This window comes from Micromonospora sp. NPDC093244 (assembly GCF_040683695.1).
Taxonomy (GTDB): domain Bacteria; phylum Actinomycetota; class Actinomycetes; order Mycobacteriales; family Micromonosporaceae; genus Micromonospora.
On record NZ_JBFBEO010000001.1, the window covers coordinates 662,074 to 675,898 of the forward strand.

Consider the following 13,825-nt stretch of genomic DNA (forward strand, 5'->3'; position numbering starts at 1 on the left):
CAGTGGGCTAGAGAGAGGCGAGGCATGACTGACGATCAGGCGCTGACCGGTCCGGGTACGCAGACCCGTCGGGCCCTGCTCACCGGCGTCGGGGCGGTCGGCGCGGCCGTCGTCCTGGCCGCCTGCGGCAGCGACGACGGTGGTGAGGGCGCCGCCCCGACCAGCGGCGGCCCGGCCGTGCCCAGCACCGGCGACGCGGGCGGCGGCGACAGGCAGAATGCCCAGTCGCTGGCCACCACGAACGACATCCCGGTCGGCGGTGGCAAGGTCCTTGCCGCCGAGGGCGTGGTGATCACCCAGCCCACCGCCGGTCAGTTCAAGGGCTTCAGCCCGATCTGTACGCACCAGAACTGCCCGGTCACGAACGTCGACGGCGGGACCATCAACTGCACCTGCCACGGCAGCAAGTTCTCGATCGAGGACGGCTCGGTGAAGGCCGGCCCGGCCACCAAGCCCCTGCCGCCGAAGGACATCAAGGTCACCGGCGACCAGATCTCCCTCGCCTGACCGGCCGCGCCCCCGGCAGGACGCCGCCGCCGGGTCGACCCGTCCTGCGGGAGCCCGAGTCAATCAAGCGGTTGCGGTGGCCTGTCGGGGGCGCGGACTAGGCTTGCTGACGTGGCTGACCCCTCGACCTACCGCCCCGCACCCGGCACCATCCCGGAGCTACCGGGGGTCTACCGCTTCCGCGACGGCACCGGCCGGGTGATCTACGTCGGCAAGGCGAGAAACCTGCGCAGCCGGCTCAACTCCTACTTCGGCGACATCTGGAACCTGCACGAGCGCACCCGGCAGATGGTCACCACCGCCGAATCGGTGGACTGGATCACCGTCGGCACCGAGGTCGAGGCGCTCCAGCAGGAGTTCACCTGGATCAAGCAGTACGACCCCCGGTTCAACGTCCGATACCGCGACGACAAGTCGTACCCCTATCTGGCGGTGACCCTCAACGAGGAATACCCCCGGCTGCAGGTGATGCGCGGCGCCAAGCGCAAGGGGGTGCGCTACTTCGGTCCGTACTCGCACGCCTGGGCCATCCGGGAGACCCTCGACCTGCTGCTGCGGGTGTTCCCCGCCCGGACGTGCTCCGCCGGGGTGTTCAAGCGGGCCGGCCAGGTCGGCCGTCCCTGCCTGCTCGGCTACATCGGCAAGTGCTCGGCGCCGTGCGTCGGCACCGTCTCGGCCGACGAACACCGCGCGATCGTGGACCGGTTCTGCGACTTCATGGCCGGACGCACCGACACCATGGTCCGCAAGATCGAGCGCGAGATGACCGAGGCGAGCGAGCAGCTGGAGTTCGAGCGGGCCGCCAAACTGCGCGACGACGTGGCCGCGCTGCGCCGCGCCATGGAGAAGCAGACAGTGGTGCTCGGTGACGGCACCGACGCCGACGTGGTCGCGTTCGCGGACGACCCGCTCGAGGCGGCCGTGCAGGTCTTCCACGTCCGCGACGGCCGGGTCCGGGGGCAGCGCGGCTGGGTGGTGGAGAAGACCGAGGACCTGACCACCGGCGACCTGGTGCACCACTTCTGCACCCAGGTGTACGGCGGCGAACACGGCGAGGCCGACGTGCCCCGGGAGCTGCTGGTGCCCGAGCTGCCCGCCGACGCCGACGCACTCGCAGAGTGGCTCACCACCCACCGGGGCAGCCGGGTGTCGCTGCGGGTGCCGCAACGCGGCGACAAGCGCGCCCTGATGGAGACGGTCGAGCGCAACGCCAAGGACGCGCTGGCCCGGCACAAGCTCAAGCGGTCCGGTGACCTCACCACCCGGGGCAAGGCCCTGGACGAGATCAGCGAGGCGCTGGGCATGCGCACCTCGCCGCTGCGCATCGAGTGCTTCGACATCTCCCAGATCCAGGGCACCGACGTGGTGGCCAGCATGGTGGTCTTCGAGGACGGGCTGCCCCGCAAGAGCGAGTACCGGCGGTTCATCGTCCGTGGCGCCACCGACGACCTCTCCGCGATGTCCGAGGTGCTGCGCCGTCGCTTTGCCCGCTACCTGGACGCGCGGGCGGAGACGGGCGAGGTGGGCGTCGAGTCGGCCGACGACCCGGTCACCCCGGAAGACGCGGCTGAGCCGCAGGTCGGCGTGCTGATCGATCCGACCACCGGCCGGCCGCGGAAGTTCGCGTACCCGCCGCAGCTGGTGGTCGTCGACGGCGGTGCACCGCAGGTCGCGGCCGCCGCCCAGGCCCTCGCCGACCTGGGCATCGACGACGTCGCGCTGTGCGGGCTGGCCAAGCGACTGGAGGAGGTGTGGCTCCCCGACGACGAGTTCCCGGTCATCCTGCCCCGCACCTCCGAAGGGCTGTACCTGCTGCAACGGGTTCGCGACGAGGCGCACCGCTTCGCCATCACCTTCCACCGGCAGCGCCGCTCCAAGCGGATGACCGAATCGGCACTGGACCATGTACCCGGCCTGGGCGAGGTGCGGCGCAAGGCACTGCTGCGGCACTTCGGGTCGCTCAAGCGGCTTTCCGCCGCCACCGTTGACGAGATCACCGAGGTGCCCGGGCTGGGCCGGCGCACCGCCGAGGCGATCCTGGCCGCCCTCGACAACGACACGAAGACCGACGAGAGCGCGGACGCGACCCCCAACACCTGACGCCCGCGCGCCGCGCCGTCCGCCGCCGACCGCGCCGTCCGCCGCCGACCGCGCCGTCCGCCGCCGACCGCGCCGCCCGGCCCACCGGCAGCCCCGCCGACCCGCTGCCCGCCACCCGGGTCAAGATCCGCGCAGCTTCGGGGAACTTGCTGCCTCGGCGCGTTCTGAGGCAGCAAGTTCCCGGAAAGTGCGCGCATCGTGGATTGACCGCGCCAGGGGATTCGGGTGCGATGTCCGGTTCGACGGATCCGACAGTGGGGCGGGTGTCCGGTTTGGGGATCAGTGTCGCGTGGTCGGTGCCACCCGGGCGGCGGAATCGTGGGCCGGGCGGGGTCGTTATACCTGGCATGCCACCGCGACTTTCGGGTCGTCAGGCGGGGGCGCACCGGCCGGGAACATCCGCCGGGCCGCCCCGGTTACATCCCCCGCGACGCCCGAGCAGGTCCCCCGAGGATCGCCGGCGTTTGTCGCGAGACTTTCCCGCACGCTCGCCGCATCCCCCTTGTGACGTGCCGTGCGGACACCCCCGATGCAGAGGAGCACGCCATCATGCGTACCGATCTGATCCGTAAGACCGCTCTGACCGCCGCTGGCCTCGCGTTCACCGGTGGCGCCATCGCCGGACCGATCACCACCGCCTACGCCGCGGACGCCAAGCCCGCGTCGCAGACCCAGTCCGACCGCAAGCCCGCCGGTGAGCGTCAGCTGGGCGTGCGCTACGAGGCCCAGCCGAACTTCTACTACTGCGGCCCCGCCGCCGCGCGTAACGCGTTGAGTGTGCAGGGCAAGGACATCAGCGTCGACGCCATGGCCAAGGAGATGGGCACCACCGAAGCCGGCACCAACTCCATCAACGACATCACCCCCGTGCTGAACAAGGAAACCGGTAAGAACGACGCCTACCGCTCCGTCGAGATCAGCACCCCGATGGCGGACGACAAGCAGACCGACAAGCTGCGCGCCGACATCGTCAAGACCGTCGACCAGGGTCGGGCCGTGGTCGCCAACATCGCCGGCACCACCACCGACACCGACGGCGGCGTGCACTCCTTCGAGGGCGGGCACTACATCAGCGTCGTCGGCTACCGCGACAACGGCCAGACGGTGAAGATCGCCGACTCCGCCGACCCGAACACCGCCTCCTACGAGGTGACCGTCGAGCACCTCGCCGACTGGATCGCCACCCGCGGCTACGCCACCAGCTGACCCCCACACCACGTCACGAAGCGAAGGGCCGGACCCGAAAGGGTCCGGCCCTTCGTCGCGTCCTCAGTCCTCGGCGAGGACGGCCAGGATCTGTTCGCCGTACTTGGCGAGCTTGTTCTCGCCGACCCCGCCGACCCGGGACAGCTCGGCGAGGGTGCCCGGCGCGTCGCTGGCGATCTGCCGGAGCGTGGCGTCGTGAAAGATCACGTACGCGGGGACGCCCTGTTCCTTGGCGGTGGCGGCCCGCCAGGCGCGCAGGCGCTCGAAGACCGGTACGGCGGCCGGGGCCAGTTCGGCGACGACTGTGGCCGAGCCGCGGGGCTTCGACGACCGGCTCGACGCGGGCCTCTCCGGCTCGCGGCGCATCGTGACGGTACGGCGGCGGCCCAGCACGTCGGCGCTCGCCTCGGTCAGGGCGAGGGTGCCGTAGTCGCCCTCCACGGCGAGCAGCCCTTCGGCGAGCAGTTGCCGGACCACGCCCCGCCATTCGGCCTCGCTCAACTCGGCGCCGATGCCGAACACGGTGAGCGTGTCGTGGCCGTACTGGCTGATCTTGTCGGTCTGTCTGCCCAGCAGGATGTCGATGCAGTGCCCGGCGCCGAACCGCTGGTTGCGTTCGCGGTCGAGGCGGAAGACTGTGGAGAGCAGCTTCTGGGCGGCGACGGTGCCGTCCCAGGACTCCGGTGGGGTGAGGCAGGTGTCGCAGTTGCCGCAGGCGGCAGTCGTCGTCTCGCCGAAGTATTCGAGCAGTTGGACGCGGCGGCAGCGCACCGTCTCGCAGAGGGCGAGCATCGCGTCCAGGTGCGCGGCGAGGTTGCGGCGGTGCGCGAGGTCGCCGTCGGACGTCTCGATCATCTTGCGTTGCTGGACGACGTCCTGGAGCCCGTACGCCAGCCAGGCCGTGGAGGGCAGGCCGTCGCGGCCGGCGCGGCCGGTCTCCTGGTAGTAGCCCTCGACGGACTTGGGCAGGTCGAGGTGGGCGACGAAGCGGACGTCGGGCTTGTCGATGCCCATGCCGAAGGCGATGGTCGCCACCATGACCAGGCCGTCCTCGCGCAGGAAGCGTTGCTGGTTGGCGGCGCGGGTGGCCGCGTCCAGACCGGCGTGGTACGGCAGCGCGGCGATGCCGTTGGCGACGAGGAACTCGGCGGTCTTGTCCACCGAGGCGCGGGACAGGCAGTAGACGATGCCGGCGTCGCCTGGGTGCTCGTCGCGGAGCAGGGACAGCAGTTGCTTGCGCGGCTCCCGCTTGGGCACGATCCGGTACTGGATGTTGGGCCTGTCGAAGCTGGCCACGAAGTGCCGTGCGTCGTCGAGCTTGAGTCGGGTGGCGATCTCGGTGCGGGTGGCGCTTGTCGCGGTGGCGGTCAGGGCGATCCGGGGGACCTGCGGCCAGCGTTCGTGGAGCATCGACAGCGCGAGGTAGTCGGGGCGGAAGTCGTGCCCCCACTGGGACACGCAGTGCGCCTCGTCGATCGCGAACAGGGAGATGCGGCCCCGGTCCAGCAGGGCGAGGGTGGAGCGGACGCCGAGGGCCTCCGGGGCCAGGTAGAGCAGGTCCAGTTCGCCCGCGACGAAGGCGGCCTCGACCCGGCGTCGGGCGTCCAGGGTCTGGGTCGAGTTGAGGAAGCCGGCGCGGACGCCGACCGCGGTGAGCGCGTCGACCTGGTCCTGCATGAGCGCGATGAGCGGGGACACGATGACCGCGACGCCCTCGCGGACGAGGGCCGGAATCTGGTAGCACAGCGACTTGCCGCCACCTGTGGGCATCAGCACCAGCGCGTCGCCGCCGCCGACCACATGGTCGATCACCTCCTGCTGGAAGCCGCGGAAGGCGTCGTACCCGAACACCCGGCGCAGCACCGGCAGCGCGTCAGCGGTCCGCAGGTCGGTGGAGGAGGCCATCCGCGGAGTCTACGAGCCCACCCCGACACCGCACGCCCGGCGCACCCGAGCCGCGTGACCCGTGCCGGCTGCCCGGCTCCCCGCCGGGCGGCGGGATAGAGTCGCTGATTGACCAATCGCGGCCGATGGCGGTCGCGGCGCCACGGGCTTGGGGGTACGTACGGGTGAGCGAGGCGCGCACAGCCGCAGACCGGGTCGACGCCCCGACGGGTGCCGACGGGCAGGCGACGGCCGAGTCGGAGACCACGCTGGTGGTGGTCACGGGGCTCTCCGGCGGCGGCCGCAGCACGGTCGCCCGCGCATTGGAGAACGTCGGCTACTACGTGGTGGACAACCTGCCCCAGGCGTTGATGCTCGACATGGCCGAGTTGGCGTTCAGGGCCGGGGGAGCGGCCCGGCGTACGGCCATGGTGCTGGACGTACGGTCGCGGGCCTTCTCCACGGATCTGGCCGGGGCGATCCGCGAGCTCAAGGAGCGGGGCTTCTCGCCCCGGGTGGTCTTCGTCGACGCCGACGACGAGGTGCTCATCCGGCGGTTCGAGAGTGTGCGCCGGTCGCACCCGTTGCAGGGCGAGGGGCGGCTGGCCGACGGCATCGCCGTGGAACGCGGCCTGCTGGAGGAGGCCCGCGACCAGGCCGACGTGATCATTGACACCAGCCACCTGAACGTCAACCAGCTCCGGCGGCGCATCGAGGAGCTGTTCGGCGGCGAGGATGCCCGCCGGCTGCGGGTGACAGTGCTGTCGTTCGGCTTCAAGTACGGTCTGCCGCCGGACGCCGACTTCGTGCTTGACGCCCGGTTCCTGCCCAACCCGTACTGGGTGCCGGAGCTGCGGGAGCACACCGGGCGGGAGGAGGCGGTGAGCGCGTACGTGCTGGGTCAGGAGGGCGCGGACGCCTTCGTCGCCTCGTACGCCGACCTGGTCAACGCCACCACCACCGGGTTCGAGCGGGAGGGCAAGCGGTACCTGACGGTCGCCGTGGGCTGCACCGGCGGCAAGCACCGCAGCGTGGCCATCGCCGAGGAGTTGGCCGGGCGGCTGCGCCAGTCCGGGTTGGCGGCCAACGCGCAGCACCGCGACCTGGGGCGGGAATGACGGCGCGTCGGGTGGTGGCGTTCGGTGGCGGGCACGGGCTGTCCGCGTCGCTGCGGGCGCTTCGCCACTGCGCTCCCGAACTCGACCTGGACATCACCGCGGTGGTCACTGTCGGTGACGACGGTGGGTCGAGCGGTCGGCTGCGCGCCGAGCGGGGTGGTCTGCCCCCGGGCGACCTGCGGCAGGCCCTGGTCGCGCTGGCCGGCGACCACCCGGCCACCCGGCGCAGCGCCGGACTGTTCCAGCACCGCTTCGCGGCCGTCCCCACGAACGCCGCACCCACGAACGCCGCACCCGGGAACGCCGCACCCACGAACGCCGCACCCGGGAACGACGTACCCCCGCTCGGAGAGGTCGACGCGGGCCCGGCGGCGGCCCGCGCGGACGGGCTGGCCGGGCACGCGGTGGGCAACCTGGTGCTCTGCGGCCTCATGGAGCTGCTCGGTGACCCGGTGGCGGCGCTGGAGCACGCCGGAGCGATGCTCGGCGCGGTCGGTCGGGTGCTGCCGATGTCCCGCCAGCCGGTGGGCATCGAGGCCCGGGTGCGCGGGGCGGACCCGGCCGCCCCCGACGAGGTGCGCACGGTACGCGGCCAGCACCAGGTGGCGGTCACCACCGGGCGGGTCGAGTCGCTGCGGCTCACCCCGGCGGCCCCGGCGGCCTGCGCGGAGGCCCTCGCGGCGATCGGCGCGGCGGACTGGTTGATCTTCGGGCCGGGCAGTTGGTACACGAGCGTGCTGCCGCACCTGCTGGTGCCGCAGCTCGCCGACGCGATCGTGTCCAGCCCGGCCCGGCGGCTGGTCACCCTGAACCTCGCCGCCGAGAAGGAGACCCTCGGGCTCTCCGTCGCCGACCACCTCGCTGCGCTGCGCTGGTATCTTGCCGAGCTCAAGGTGGATCTCGTGCTGGCCGACGCCAAGGCGGTGGGTGACCCCGAACCGGTCGAACGTGCGGCAGAATCGCTTGGTGCCCGCCTGGTCCTCGCCCCCGTCGCCGTCACCGACGGCACTCCCCGCCATGATCCGGCTGCCCTGGGCGCCGCGCTGGTGCCTGTCCTGGGCGCCGATCGTTAGACACGTACGTAATCTCCGGCGACACGCCGGAACAGGTCCGTGAGGGGACGCACAATGGCGATGACGGCTGCGGTCAAGGACGAGCTGAGTCGGGTCGACGTGCCCAAGCCCTGCTGTCGGCGGGCGGAGATGGCTGCGCTGCTGCGCTTCGCCGGTGGGCTGCACATCGTCTCCGGCCGCGTGGTGGTGGAGGCTGAGCTGGACACCGGGGCGGTGGCCCGCCGGCTGCGGCGGGAGATCGCCGAGGTCTACGGCTACCCCAGCGAGATCCACGTGCTGGCCTCCGGCGGCCTGCGCAAGGGCAGCCACTTCATCGTCCGGGTGGTCAAGGACGGCGAGGCCCTCGCCCGCCAGACCGGCCTGCTGGACGTACGCGGACGCCCGGTGCGGGGGCTGCCCCCGCACGTCGTGGCCGCGAACGTGTGCTGCGCGGTGTCCGCGTGGCGGGGCGCGTTCATGGCGCACGGCTCGCTCACCGAGCCTGGCCGCTCCAGCGCACTGGAGATCACCTGCCCGGGGCCGGAGTCGGCGCTGGCGCTCGTCGGCGCGGCCCGACGCATCGGCATCACCGCGAAGAACCGCGAGGTACGCGGGGTGGACCGGGTGGTGGTCAAGGACGGTGACGCCATCGCGGCCCTGCTCACCCGCATCGGCGCGCACTCCAGCGTGCTGGCGTGGGAGGAGCGGCGGGTGCGCCGCGAGGTGCGGGCCACCGCCAACCGGCTGGCGAACTTCGACGACGCGAACCTGCGCCGCTCCGCCCGGGCGGCGGTGGCCGCCGCCGCGCGGGTGACCCGCGCCCTGGAGATCCTCGCCGACGAGGCGCCCAACCACCTCACCGACGCGGGCCGCCTGCGGCTGGAGCACCGACAGGCGTCGCTGGAGGAGTTGGGAGCGCTCGCTGAGCCGCCGCTGACCAAGGACGCCATCGCCGGGCGGATCCGCCGGCTGCTGGCGCTCGCCGACAAGCGAGCCCGGGACCTGGGCATCCCGGATACCGAAGCAGCCGTCACGCCCGACATGCTCGTGGTCTGATAGGACGGTGAGGCCGCGCGGTGCGCCCGGGACGCGACCCGGCGCAGCGTGGCGTCGCACGCTCGGATAGGGTCGCTGCGTACGGCAAGGGGGCCGACACAGGCACCTCTCGCCGTGCCCACCGCCTCGGGCGGTCAGGTCCTCAGACCGCGGCGGGGTGCCGAGATGAACCGTCAACGGCCGGCTCCAACGGTCGGCGCACATCACTTCGCCGGCCCGTTGTCTGAAGCCGGCGGACCAGAACGCGAGGAGATCGGACCTGTGACCATCCGGGTTGGCATCAACGGCTTCGGCCGGATCGGCCGTAACTTCTTCCGGGCAGTGCTGGCGTCCGACGCCGACATCGAGGTCGTGGCGGTGAACGACCTGACCGACAACGCCACGCTCGCCCACCTGCTCAAGTACGACAGCATCCTGGGTCGCCTCCCGTACGAGGTGAAGGCCACCGCCGACGAGATCACCGTCGGTGGCAAGACCATCAAGGCGTTCGCCGAGAAGGACCCGTCGGCGCTGCCGTGGGGCGAGGTCGGCGCCGACGTCGTCATCGAGTCGACTGGCTTCTTCACCGACGGCACCAAGGCCAAGGCGCACGTCGACGGCGGCGCCAAGAAGGTCATCATCTCCGCTCCGGCGAAGAACGAGGACGTCACCGTCGTCATGGGCGTGAACCACGACCAGTACGACCCGGCGAAGCACACGATCATCTCGAACGCCTCGTGCACCACGAACTGCCTCGCCCCGATGGCGAAGGTTCTGCACGACACGTTCGGCATCCAGCACGGTCTGATGACGACGATCCACGCGTACACCCAGGACCAGAACCTGCAGGACGCGCCGCACAAGGACCTGCGTCGGGCCCGGGCCGCCGCGCTGAACATCGTCCCGACCTCGACCGGTGCGGCCAAGGCCATCGGCCTGGTGCTGCCGGACCTCAAGGGCAAGCTCGACGGGTACGCGCTGCGGGTGCCGATCCCGACCGGCTCGGTCACCGACCTCACCGTCAACGTGGGCCGTGAGACCACCGTGGACGAGGTCAACGCCGCGCTGAAGGCCGCCGCGGACGGCCCGCTCAAGGGCATCCTGGTCTACAACGAGGACCCGATCGTCTCCACCGACATCGTCACCGACCCGGCGTCGTGCATCTTCGACGCGCCGCTGACCAAGGTCGTCGGCAACCAGGTCAAGGTCGTCGGCTGGTACGACAACGAGTGGGGCTACTCCAACCGCCTGGTGGACCTGGTCAAGCTGGTGGGTTCCTCGCTGTGAGCATCCGGACCCTCGACGACCTGCTCGCCGAGGGGGTGTCGGGTCGGCGCGTGCTGGTGCGCGCCGACCTGAACGTCCCGCTCGACAAGCAGACCGGTGACATCACGGATGACGGGCGCATCCGCGCGGTTCTGCCGACGCTCGGCGCGCTTGTCGAGGCCGGCGCGAAGGTGGTCGTCTGCTCGCACCTGGGCCGCCCGAAGGGCACGCCGGACCCGCAGTTCAGCCTCCGTCCGGTCGCGGGGCGGCTCGGTGAGCTGCTCGGCGCGCCCGTGCACTTCGCCGAGGACACCGTTGGTGACTCGGCCCGCTCCACAGTCGCCGGCCTGGCCGACGGCCAGGTCGCCCTGCTGGAGAACCTGCGCTTCAACGCGGGGGAGACCAGCAAGGACGAGGCCGAGCGGGGCGCCTTCGCCGACCAGCTCGCCGCGTTCGGGGACGCGTACGTGGACGACGCGTTCGGCGCCGTGCACCGCAAGCACGCGAGCGTGTACGACGTGCCGGCGCGGCTGCCGCACGTCGCGGGTCGTCTGGTGCTGCGTGAGGTCGAGGTGCTCTCGAAGCTCACCGGCAGCCCGGAGCGGCCGTACGTGGTGGTGCTCGGTGGTTCGAAGGTGTCCGACAAGCTGGCGGTGATCGAGGCGCTGCTGCCGACCGTCGACAGGCTGCTCATCGGCGGCGGGATGTGCTTCACGTTCCTCAAGGCCCAGGGCCTGGAGGTGGGCACCTCGCTGCTGGAGAAGGACATGGTCGAGACCTGCCGCAACCTGCTGGAGCGGTCCGACGGCAAGATCATGCTGCCGGTCGACGTGGTGGCGGCGGACGCGTTCGCCCCGGACGCCGCGCACGACACGGTCCGGGTCGACGGCATCCCGAGTCACCGGCTGGGTCTGGACATCGGCCCGGAGACGGTCGCCGGTTTCGCCGCCGCGCTGTCCCAGGCGAAGACCATCTTCTGGAACGGCCCGATGGGCGTGTTCGAGATGGCCCCGTTCGCGGCTGGCACCCGGGGGGTCGCCGAGGCGATCACCAAGGCCGACGCGTTCAGCGTCGTCGGCGGCGGCGACTCTGCGGCCGCGGTCCGTGCGCTCGGTCTTGACGAGTCGTCCTTCGGGCACATCTCCACAGGTGGCGGCGCCTCCCTGGAATACCTTGAGGGCAAGTCCCTCCCCGGCATCGCGGCCCTGGAGAACTGAATGGCGAGCACGACCCGCCGGCCGTTGATGGCCGGCAACTGGAAGATGAACCTCAACCACCTCGAGGCCAACCTGCTTGTGCAGAAGCTGGCCGCGAGCCTCACCGAGAAGCAGCTCACCGAGGTCGAGACGGTCGTGCTGCCCCCCTTCACCGATCTGCGCACCGTGCAGACGGCTGTGGACGGGGACAAGCTGCTGATCGGCTACGGCGGGCAGGACCTCTCCCCGCACGCCTCCGGCGCGTACACGGGTGACATCTCCGGCGCGATGCTGGCCAAGTTGGGCTGCACGTACGTGGTGGTCGGGCACTCCGAGCGGCGGGCCTACCACCACGAGGACGACGCCCAGGTCAACGCCAAGGTGAAGGCGGCGTTGACGCACAACCTGACCCCGATCCTCTGCGTGGGGGAGGGGCTGGACGTGCGCGAGCAGGGCACCCATGTGGCGCACTGCGCCGACCAGCTCGACGGTGGTCTCGCGGGGCTCACGGCCGAGCAGGTCAAGCAGGTGGTCATCGCGTACGAGCCGGTCTGGGCGATCGGCACCGGCAAGACCGCGACACCGGAGGACGCCCAGGAGGTCTGCGGCGCGGTCCGGCAGCGGTTGGCGGAGCGCTTCGACGCCGAAACCGCCGACGCGGTCCGCGTCCTGTACGGCGGCTCGGTCAAGGCGTCGAACGTCGCCTCGATCATGGCCCAGCCGGACGTGGACGGGGGTCTCGTGGGGGGCGCCAGCCTGGACGCGGAGGAATTCGCGCAGATCTGCCGGTTCCCCGAGCACATCGCCCGCTGATCGCTCGCTATCCTTGACACCGCCCGTCCACCGGCCGGTGCCATCGTGCCCGACCTGTCCGGGCGAGGATCGCTACGAGAGGACTGCCCCCAGCCATGCCGATCTGGTTCGCATACACGTTGATCGTGTTGCTGGTCATCACGAGCGTTCTGCTCACCCTGCTGATCCTGCTGCACCGCGGTAAGGGCGGCGGACTGTCGAGCATGTTCGGCGGTGGTGTCAGCTCCAGCCTCGCCGGCTCCTCGGTCGCGGAGAAGAACCTGGATCGTTACACCGTTCTGGTGGGCGTCGTCTGGTTCGCCGCCATCGTCGGGCTCGGCCTCTGGCTCCGGCTCCAGATGAACAGCGGCGCCTGAGCAGGCTCGTAAAGTCGTACAATCTGCGCGCGGTCCGTCACCCGACGGGCCGCGCGCAGGCTTTTCTCCGCTGCACCGCGTCGCCCGCCGTCCACCCCCGAAGACGGCGGGTCCCCTCCGACGACAGGAGCGAGCAGCCGTGCCTAGTGGCAACGTTATCCGCGGCGCCCGGGTCGGGTCGGCGCCCGTCCGCCCGGACGAGCGATACCAACCCGCACCCCGACAGGACGTCACCTACTGGTGCCGCAACGACCATCGGACCAGCATCCGGATCGCCGCGGACGTCGCGCCGCCACCGCTGTGGGACTGCCCCCGGTGCGGGCTGCCCGCCGGCCAGGACGAGCAGAACCCGCCCGGCCGGGTCCGCGCCGAACCGTACAAGAGCCATCTGGCGTACGTGAAGGAGCGGCGCACCGCCGAGGAGGGGGAGGCGCTGTTGAACGAGGCGTTGGCCGCGCTGCGCCGCCGCCGAGGCGAGTAGCGGGTCAGCGCAGGCTGCGCAGCCGGGTGGGCACGTCGGCGGCCGCGGCCCGGTCCAGCAGCCAGCGGGTACGGTCCACGCCGTGTACGCCCGCCGCCGGCAACTGCACCGGCCCGGCGCCGGCCAGCGCCATGCCCACGGCACGGGCCTTGTCGGCGCCGCCTGCGACCAACCAGACCTCCTCGGCCGTGTTGATCGCGGCGAGGGTGAGGGTGGTCCGCACCGGCGGGGGCTTCGGGCTGCCCCGCACCGCGCTTACCGGACGGGTGTCGTAGTGCACCGGATGCCCGGGGAAGACCGACGCGACGTGGCCGTCCTCGCCGACGCCGAGCATCAGCACGTCGAAGTGCGGCAGCGCGGCGTGCCCCGGCCGGGCGGCGCGCGCCAACTCCTCGGCGTACGCGGCGGCGGCCGCCTCGGGGTCGTTGCCGGCCGGGCCGTCGGACGCCGGCATCGGGTGTACCCGGTCCGGGTTCAGCGGCACCACGTCCAGCAGGGCGGCCCGCGCCTGGGTCTCGTTGCGCTCCGGGTCGCCGGCGGGCAGGAACCGTTCGTCGCCCCACCACACGTCGACGCGGGACCAGTCCACCGCGTCGCGGGCCGGCAGCGTGGCGACAGCCCGGTACACGGCCGCGGCGACCCGGCCGCCGGTCAGGACCACCGACGCCTCACCACGGTCGGCCTGCGCGTCGAGCAGTTTCACAAGCAGCCGGGCCGCCACGGCCTGCGCCAGCAGGTCGGCGTCGGCGTGGACGGCGACACTCGCCTCACTCATGGGTTGTGCCTTCCCGACCGCTGAGCGGTCGCTGTC

The 13,825-nt window shown here is 71.7% G+C and carries 13 protein-coding genes; 11 read left to right on the plus strand and 2 right to left on the minus strand.

The features are described from left to right. Positions 1-24 precede the first annotated feature (24 nt). The 3 genes from AB0N27_RS03075 to AB0N27_RS03085 all read left to right on the plus strand — a co-directional run bounded on the left by AB0N27_RS03075 (position 25) and on the right by AB0N27_RS03085 (position 3,813). The gene (locus AB0N27_RS03075; RefSeq protein WP_364362718.1) at positions 25-507 is read left to right on the plus strand and encodes a Rieske (2Fe-2S) protein; all 483 of its coding nucleotides are present in this window, start codon (positions 25-27) and stop codon (positions 505-507) included. Positions 508-618: 111 nt separating this feature from the next. Further along, positions 619-2,607 (plus strand): excinuclease ABC subunit UvrC, encoded by a 1,989-nt coding sequence (uvrC, locus tag AB0N27_RS03080; protein WP_364362719.1) that lies wholly within the window; start codon positions 619-621, stop codon positions 2,605-2,607. A 549-nt stretch (positions 2,608-3,156) separates the two neighbouring features. Then, entirely contained in the window at positions 3,157-3,813 is a 657-nt protein-coding gene (locus AB0N27_RS03085) for a C39 family peptidase (RefSeq protein ID WP_364362720.1), read from the plus strand. Between the two features lie 63 nt (positions 3,814-3,876). Here AB0N27_RS03085 and recQ read toward each other — a convergent pair whose 3' ends face one another. Next, a complete protein-coding gene (gene recQ / locus AB0N27_RS03090) occupies positions 3,877-5,718 on the minus strand; it encodes a DNA helicase RecQ (RefSeq protein ID WP_364362721.1) in 1,842 nt (613 codons plus the stop codon). A 164-nt stretch (positions 5,719-5,882) separates the two neighbouring features. Here recQ and rapZ point away from each other — a divergent pair, with 164 nt between their 5' ends. From rapZ to AB0N27_RS03130, 8 genes are all read left to right on the plus strand, one after another. Further along, the gene (gene rapZ / locus AB0N27_RS03095; protein ID WP_364362722.1) at positions 5,883-6,815 is read left to right on the plus strand and encodes an RNase adapter RapZ; all 933 of its coding nucleotides are present in this window, start codon (positions 5,883-5,885) and stop codon (positions 6,813-6,815) included. After that, a complete protein-coding gene (locus AB0N27_RS03100; protein WP_364362723.1) occupies positions 6,812-7,888 on the plus strand; it encodes a 2-phospho-L-lactate transferase CofD family protein in 1,077 nt (358 codons plus the stop codon). The genes rapZ and AB0N27_RS03100 overlap by 4 nt, the downstream gene beginning before the upstream one ends. Positions 7,889-7,942: 54 nt before the next feature. Next, positions 7,943-8,923 (plus strand): DNA-binding protein WhiA, encoded by a 981-nt coding sequence (whiA, locus tag AB0N27_RS03105; protein ID WP_074312802.1) that lies wholly within the window; start codon positions 7,943-7,945, stop codon positions 8,921-8,923. Between the two features lie 261 nt (positions 8,924-9,184). Then, complete coding sequence (gene gap / locus AB0N27_RS03110) at positions 9,185-10,189, plus strand: type I glyceraldehyde-3-phosphate dehydrogenase (RefSeq protein WP_364362724.1); 1,005 nt, start codon at positions 9,185-9,187, stop codon at positions 10,187-10,189. Next, a complete protein-coding gene (locus AB0N27_RS03115; RefSeq protein WP_364362725.1) occupies positions 10,186-11,385 on the plus strand; it encodes a phosphoglycerate kinase in 1,200 nt (399 codons plus the stop codon). The genes gap and AB0N27_RS03115 overlap by 4 nt, the downstream gene beginning before the upstream one ends. Beyond that, positions 11,386-12,177: a triose-phosphate isomerase gene (gene tpiA / locus AB0N27_RS03120; protein WP_364362726.1), complete on the plus strand. Its 792-nt coding sequence runs from the start codon at positions 11,386-11,388 to the stop codon at positions 12,175-12,177. A gap of 95 nt (positions 12,178-12,272) precedes the next feature. Then, positions 12,273-12,533 carry a preprotein translocase subunit SecG gene (gene secG, locus AB0N27_RS03125; RefSeq protein WP_109819549.1) on the plus strand — a complete coding sequence of 87 codons (261 nt, stop codon included), beginning with the start codon at positions 12,273-12,275 and terminating at the stop codon, positions 12,531-12,533. Positions 12,534-12,672: 139 nt separating this feature from the next. After that, complete coding sequence (locus tag AB0N27_RS03130) at positions 12,673-13,014, plus strand: RNA polymerase-binding protein RbpA (RefSeq protein ID WP_364362727.1); 342 nt, start codon at positions 12,673-12,675, stop codon at positions 13,012-13,014. A 4-nt stretch (positions 13,015-13,018) separates the two neighbouring features. On the opposite strand, the gene pgl is transcribed toward AB0N27_RS03130, so the two are convergent. Continuing rightward, entirely contained in the window at positions 13,019-13,789 is a 771-nt protein-coding gene (pgl, locus tag AB0N27_RS03135) for a 6-phosphogluconolactonase (protein ID WP_364362728.1), read from the minus strand. Between the last annotated feature and the right edge of the window lie 36 nt (positions 13,790-13,825).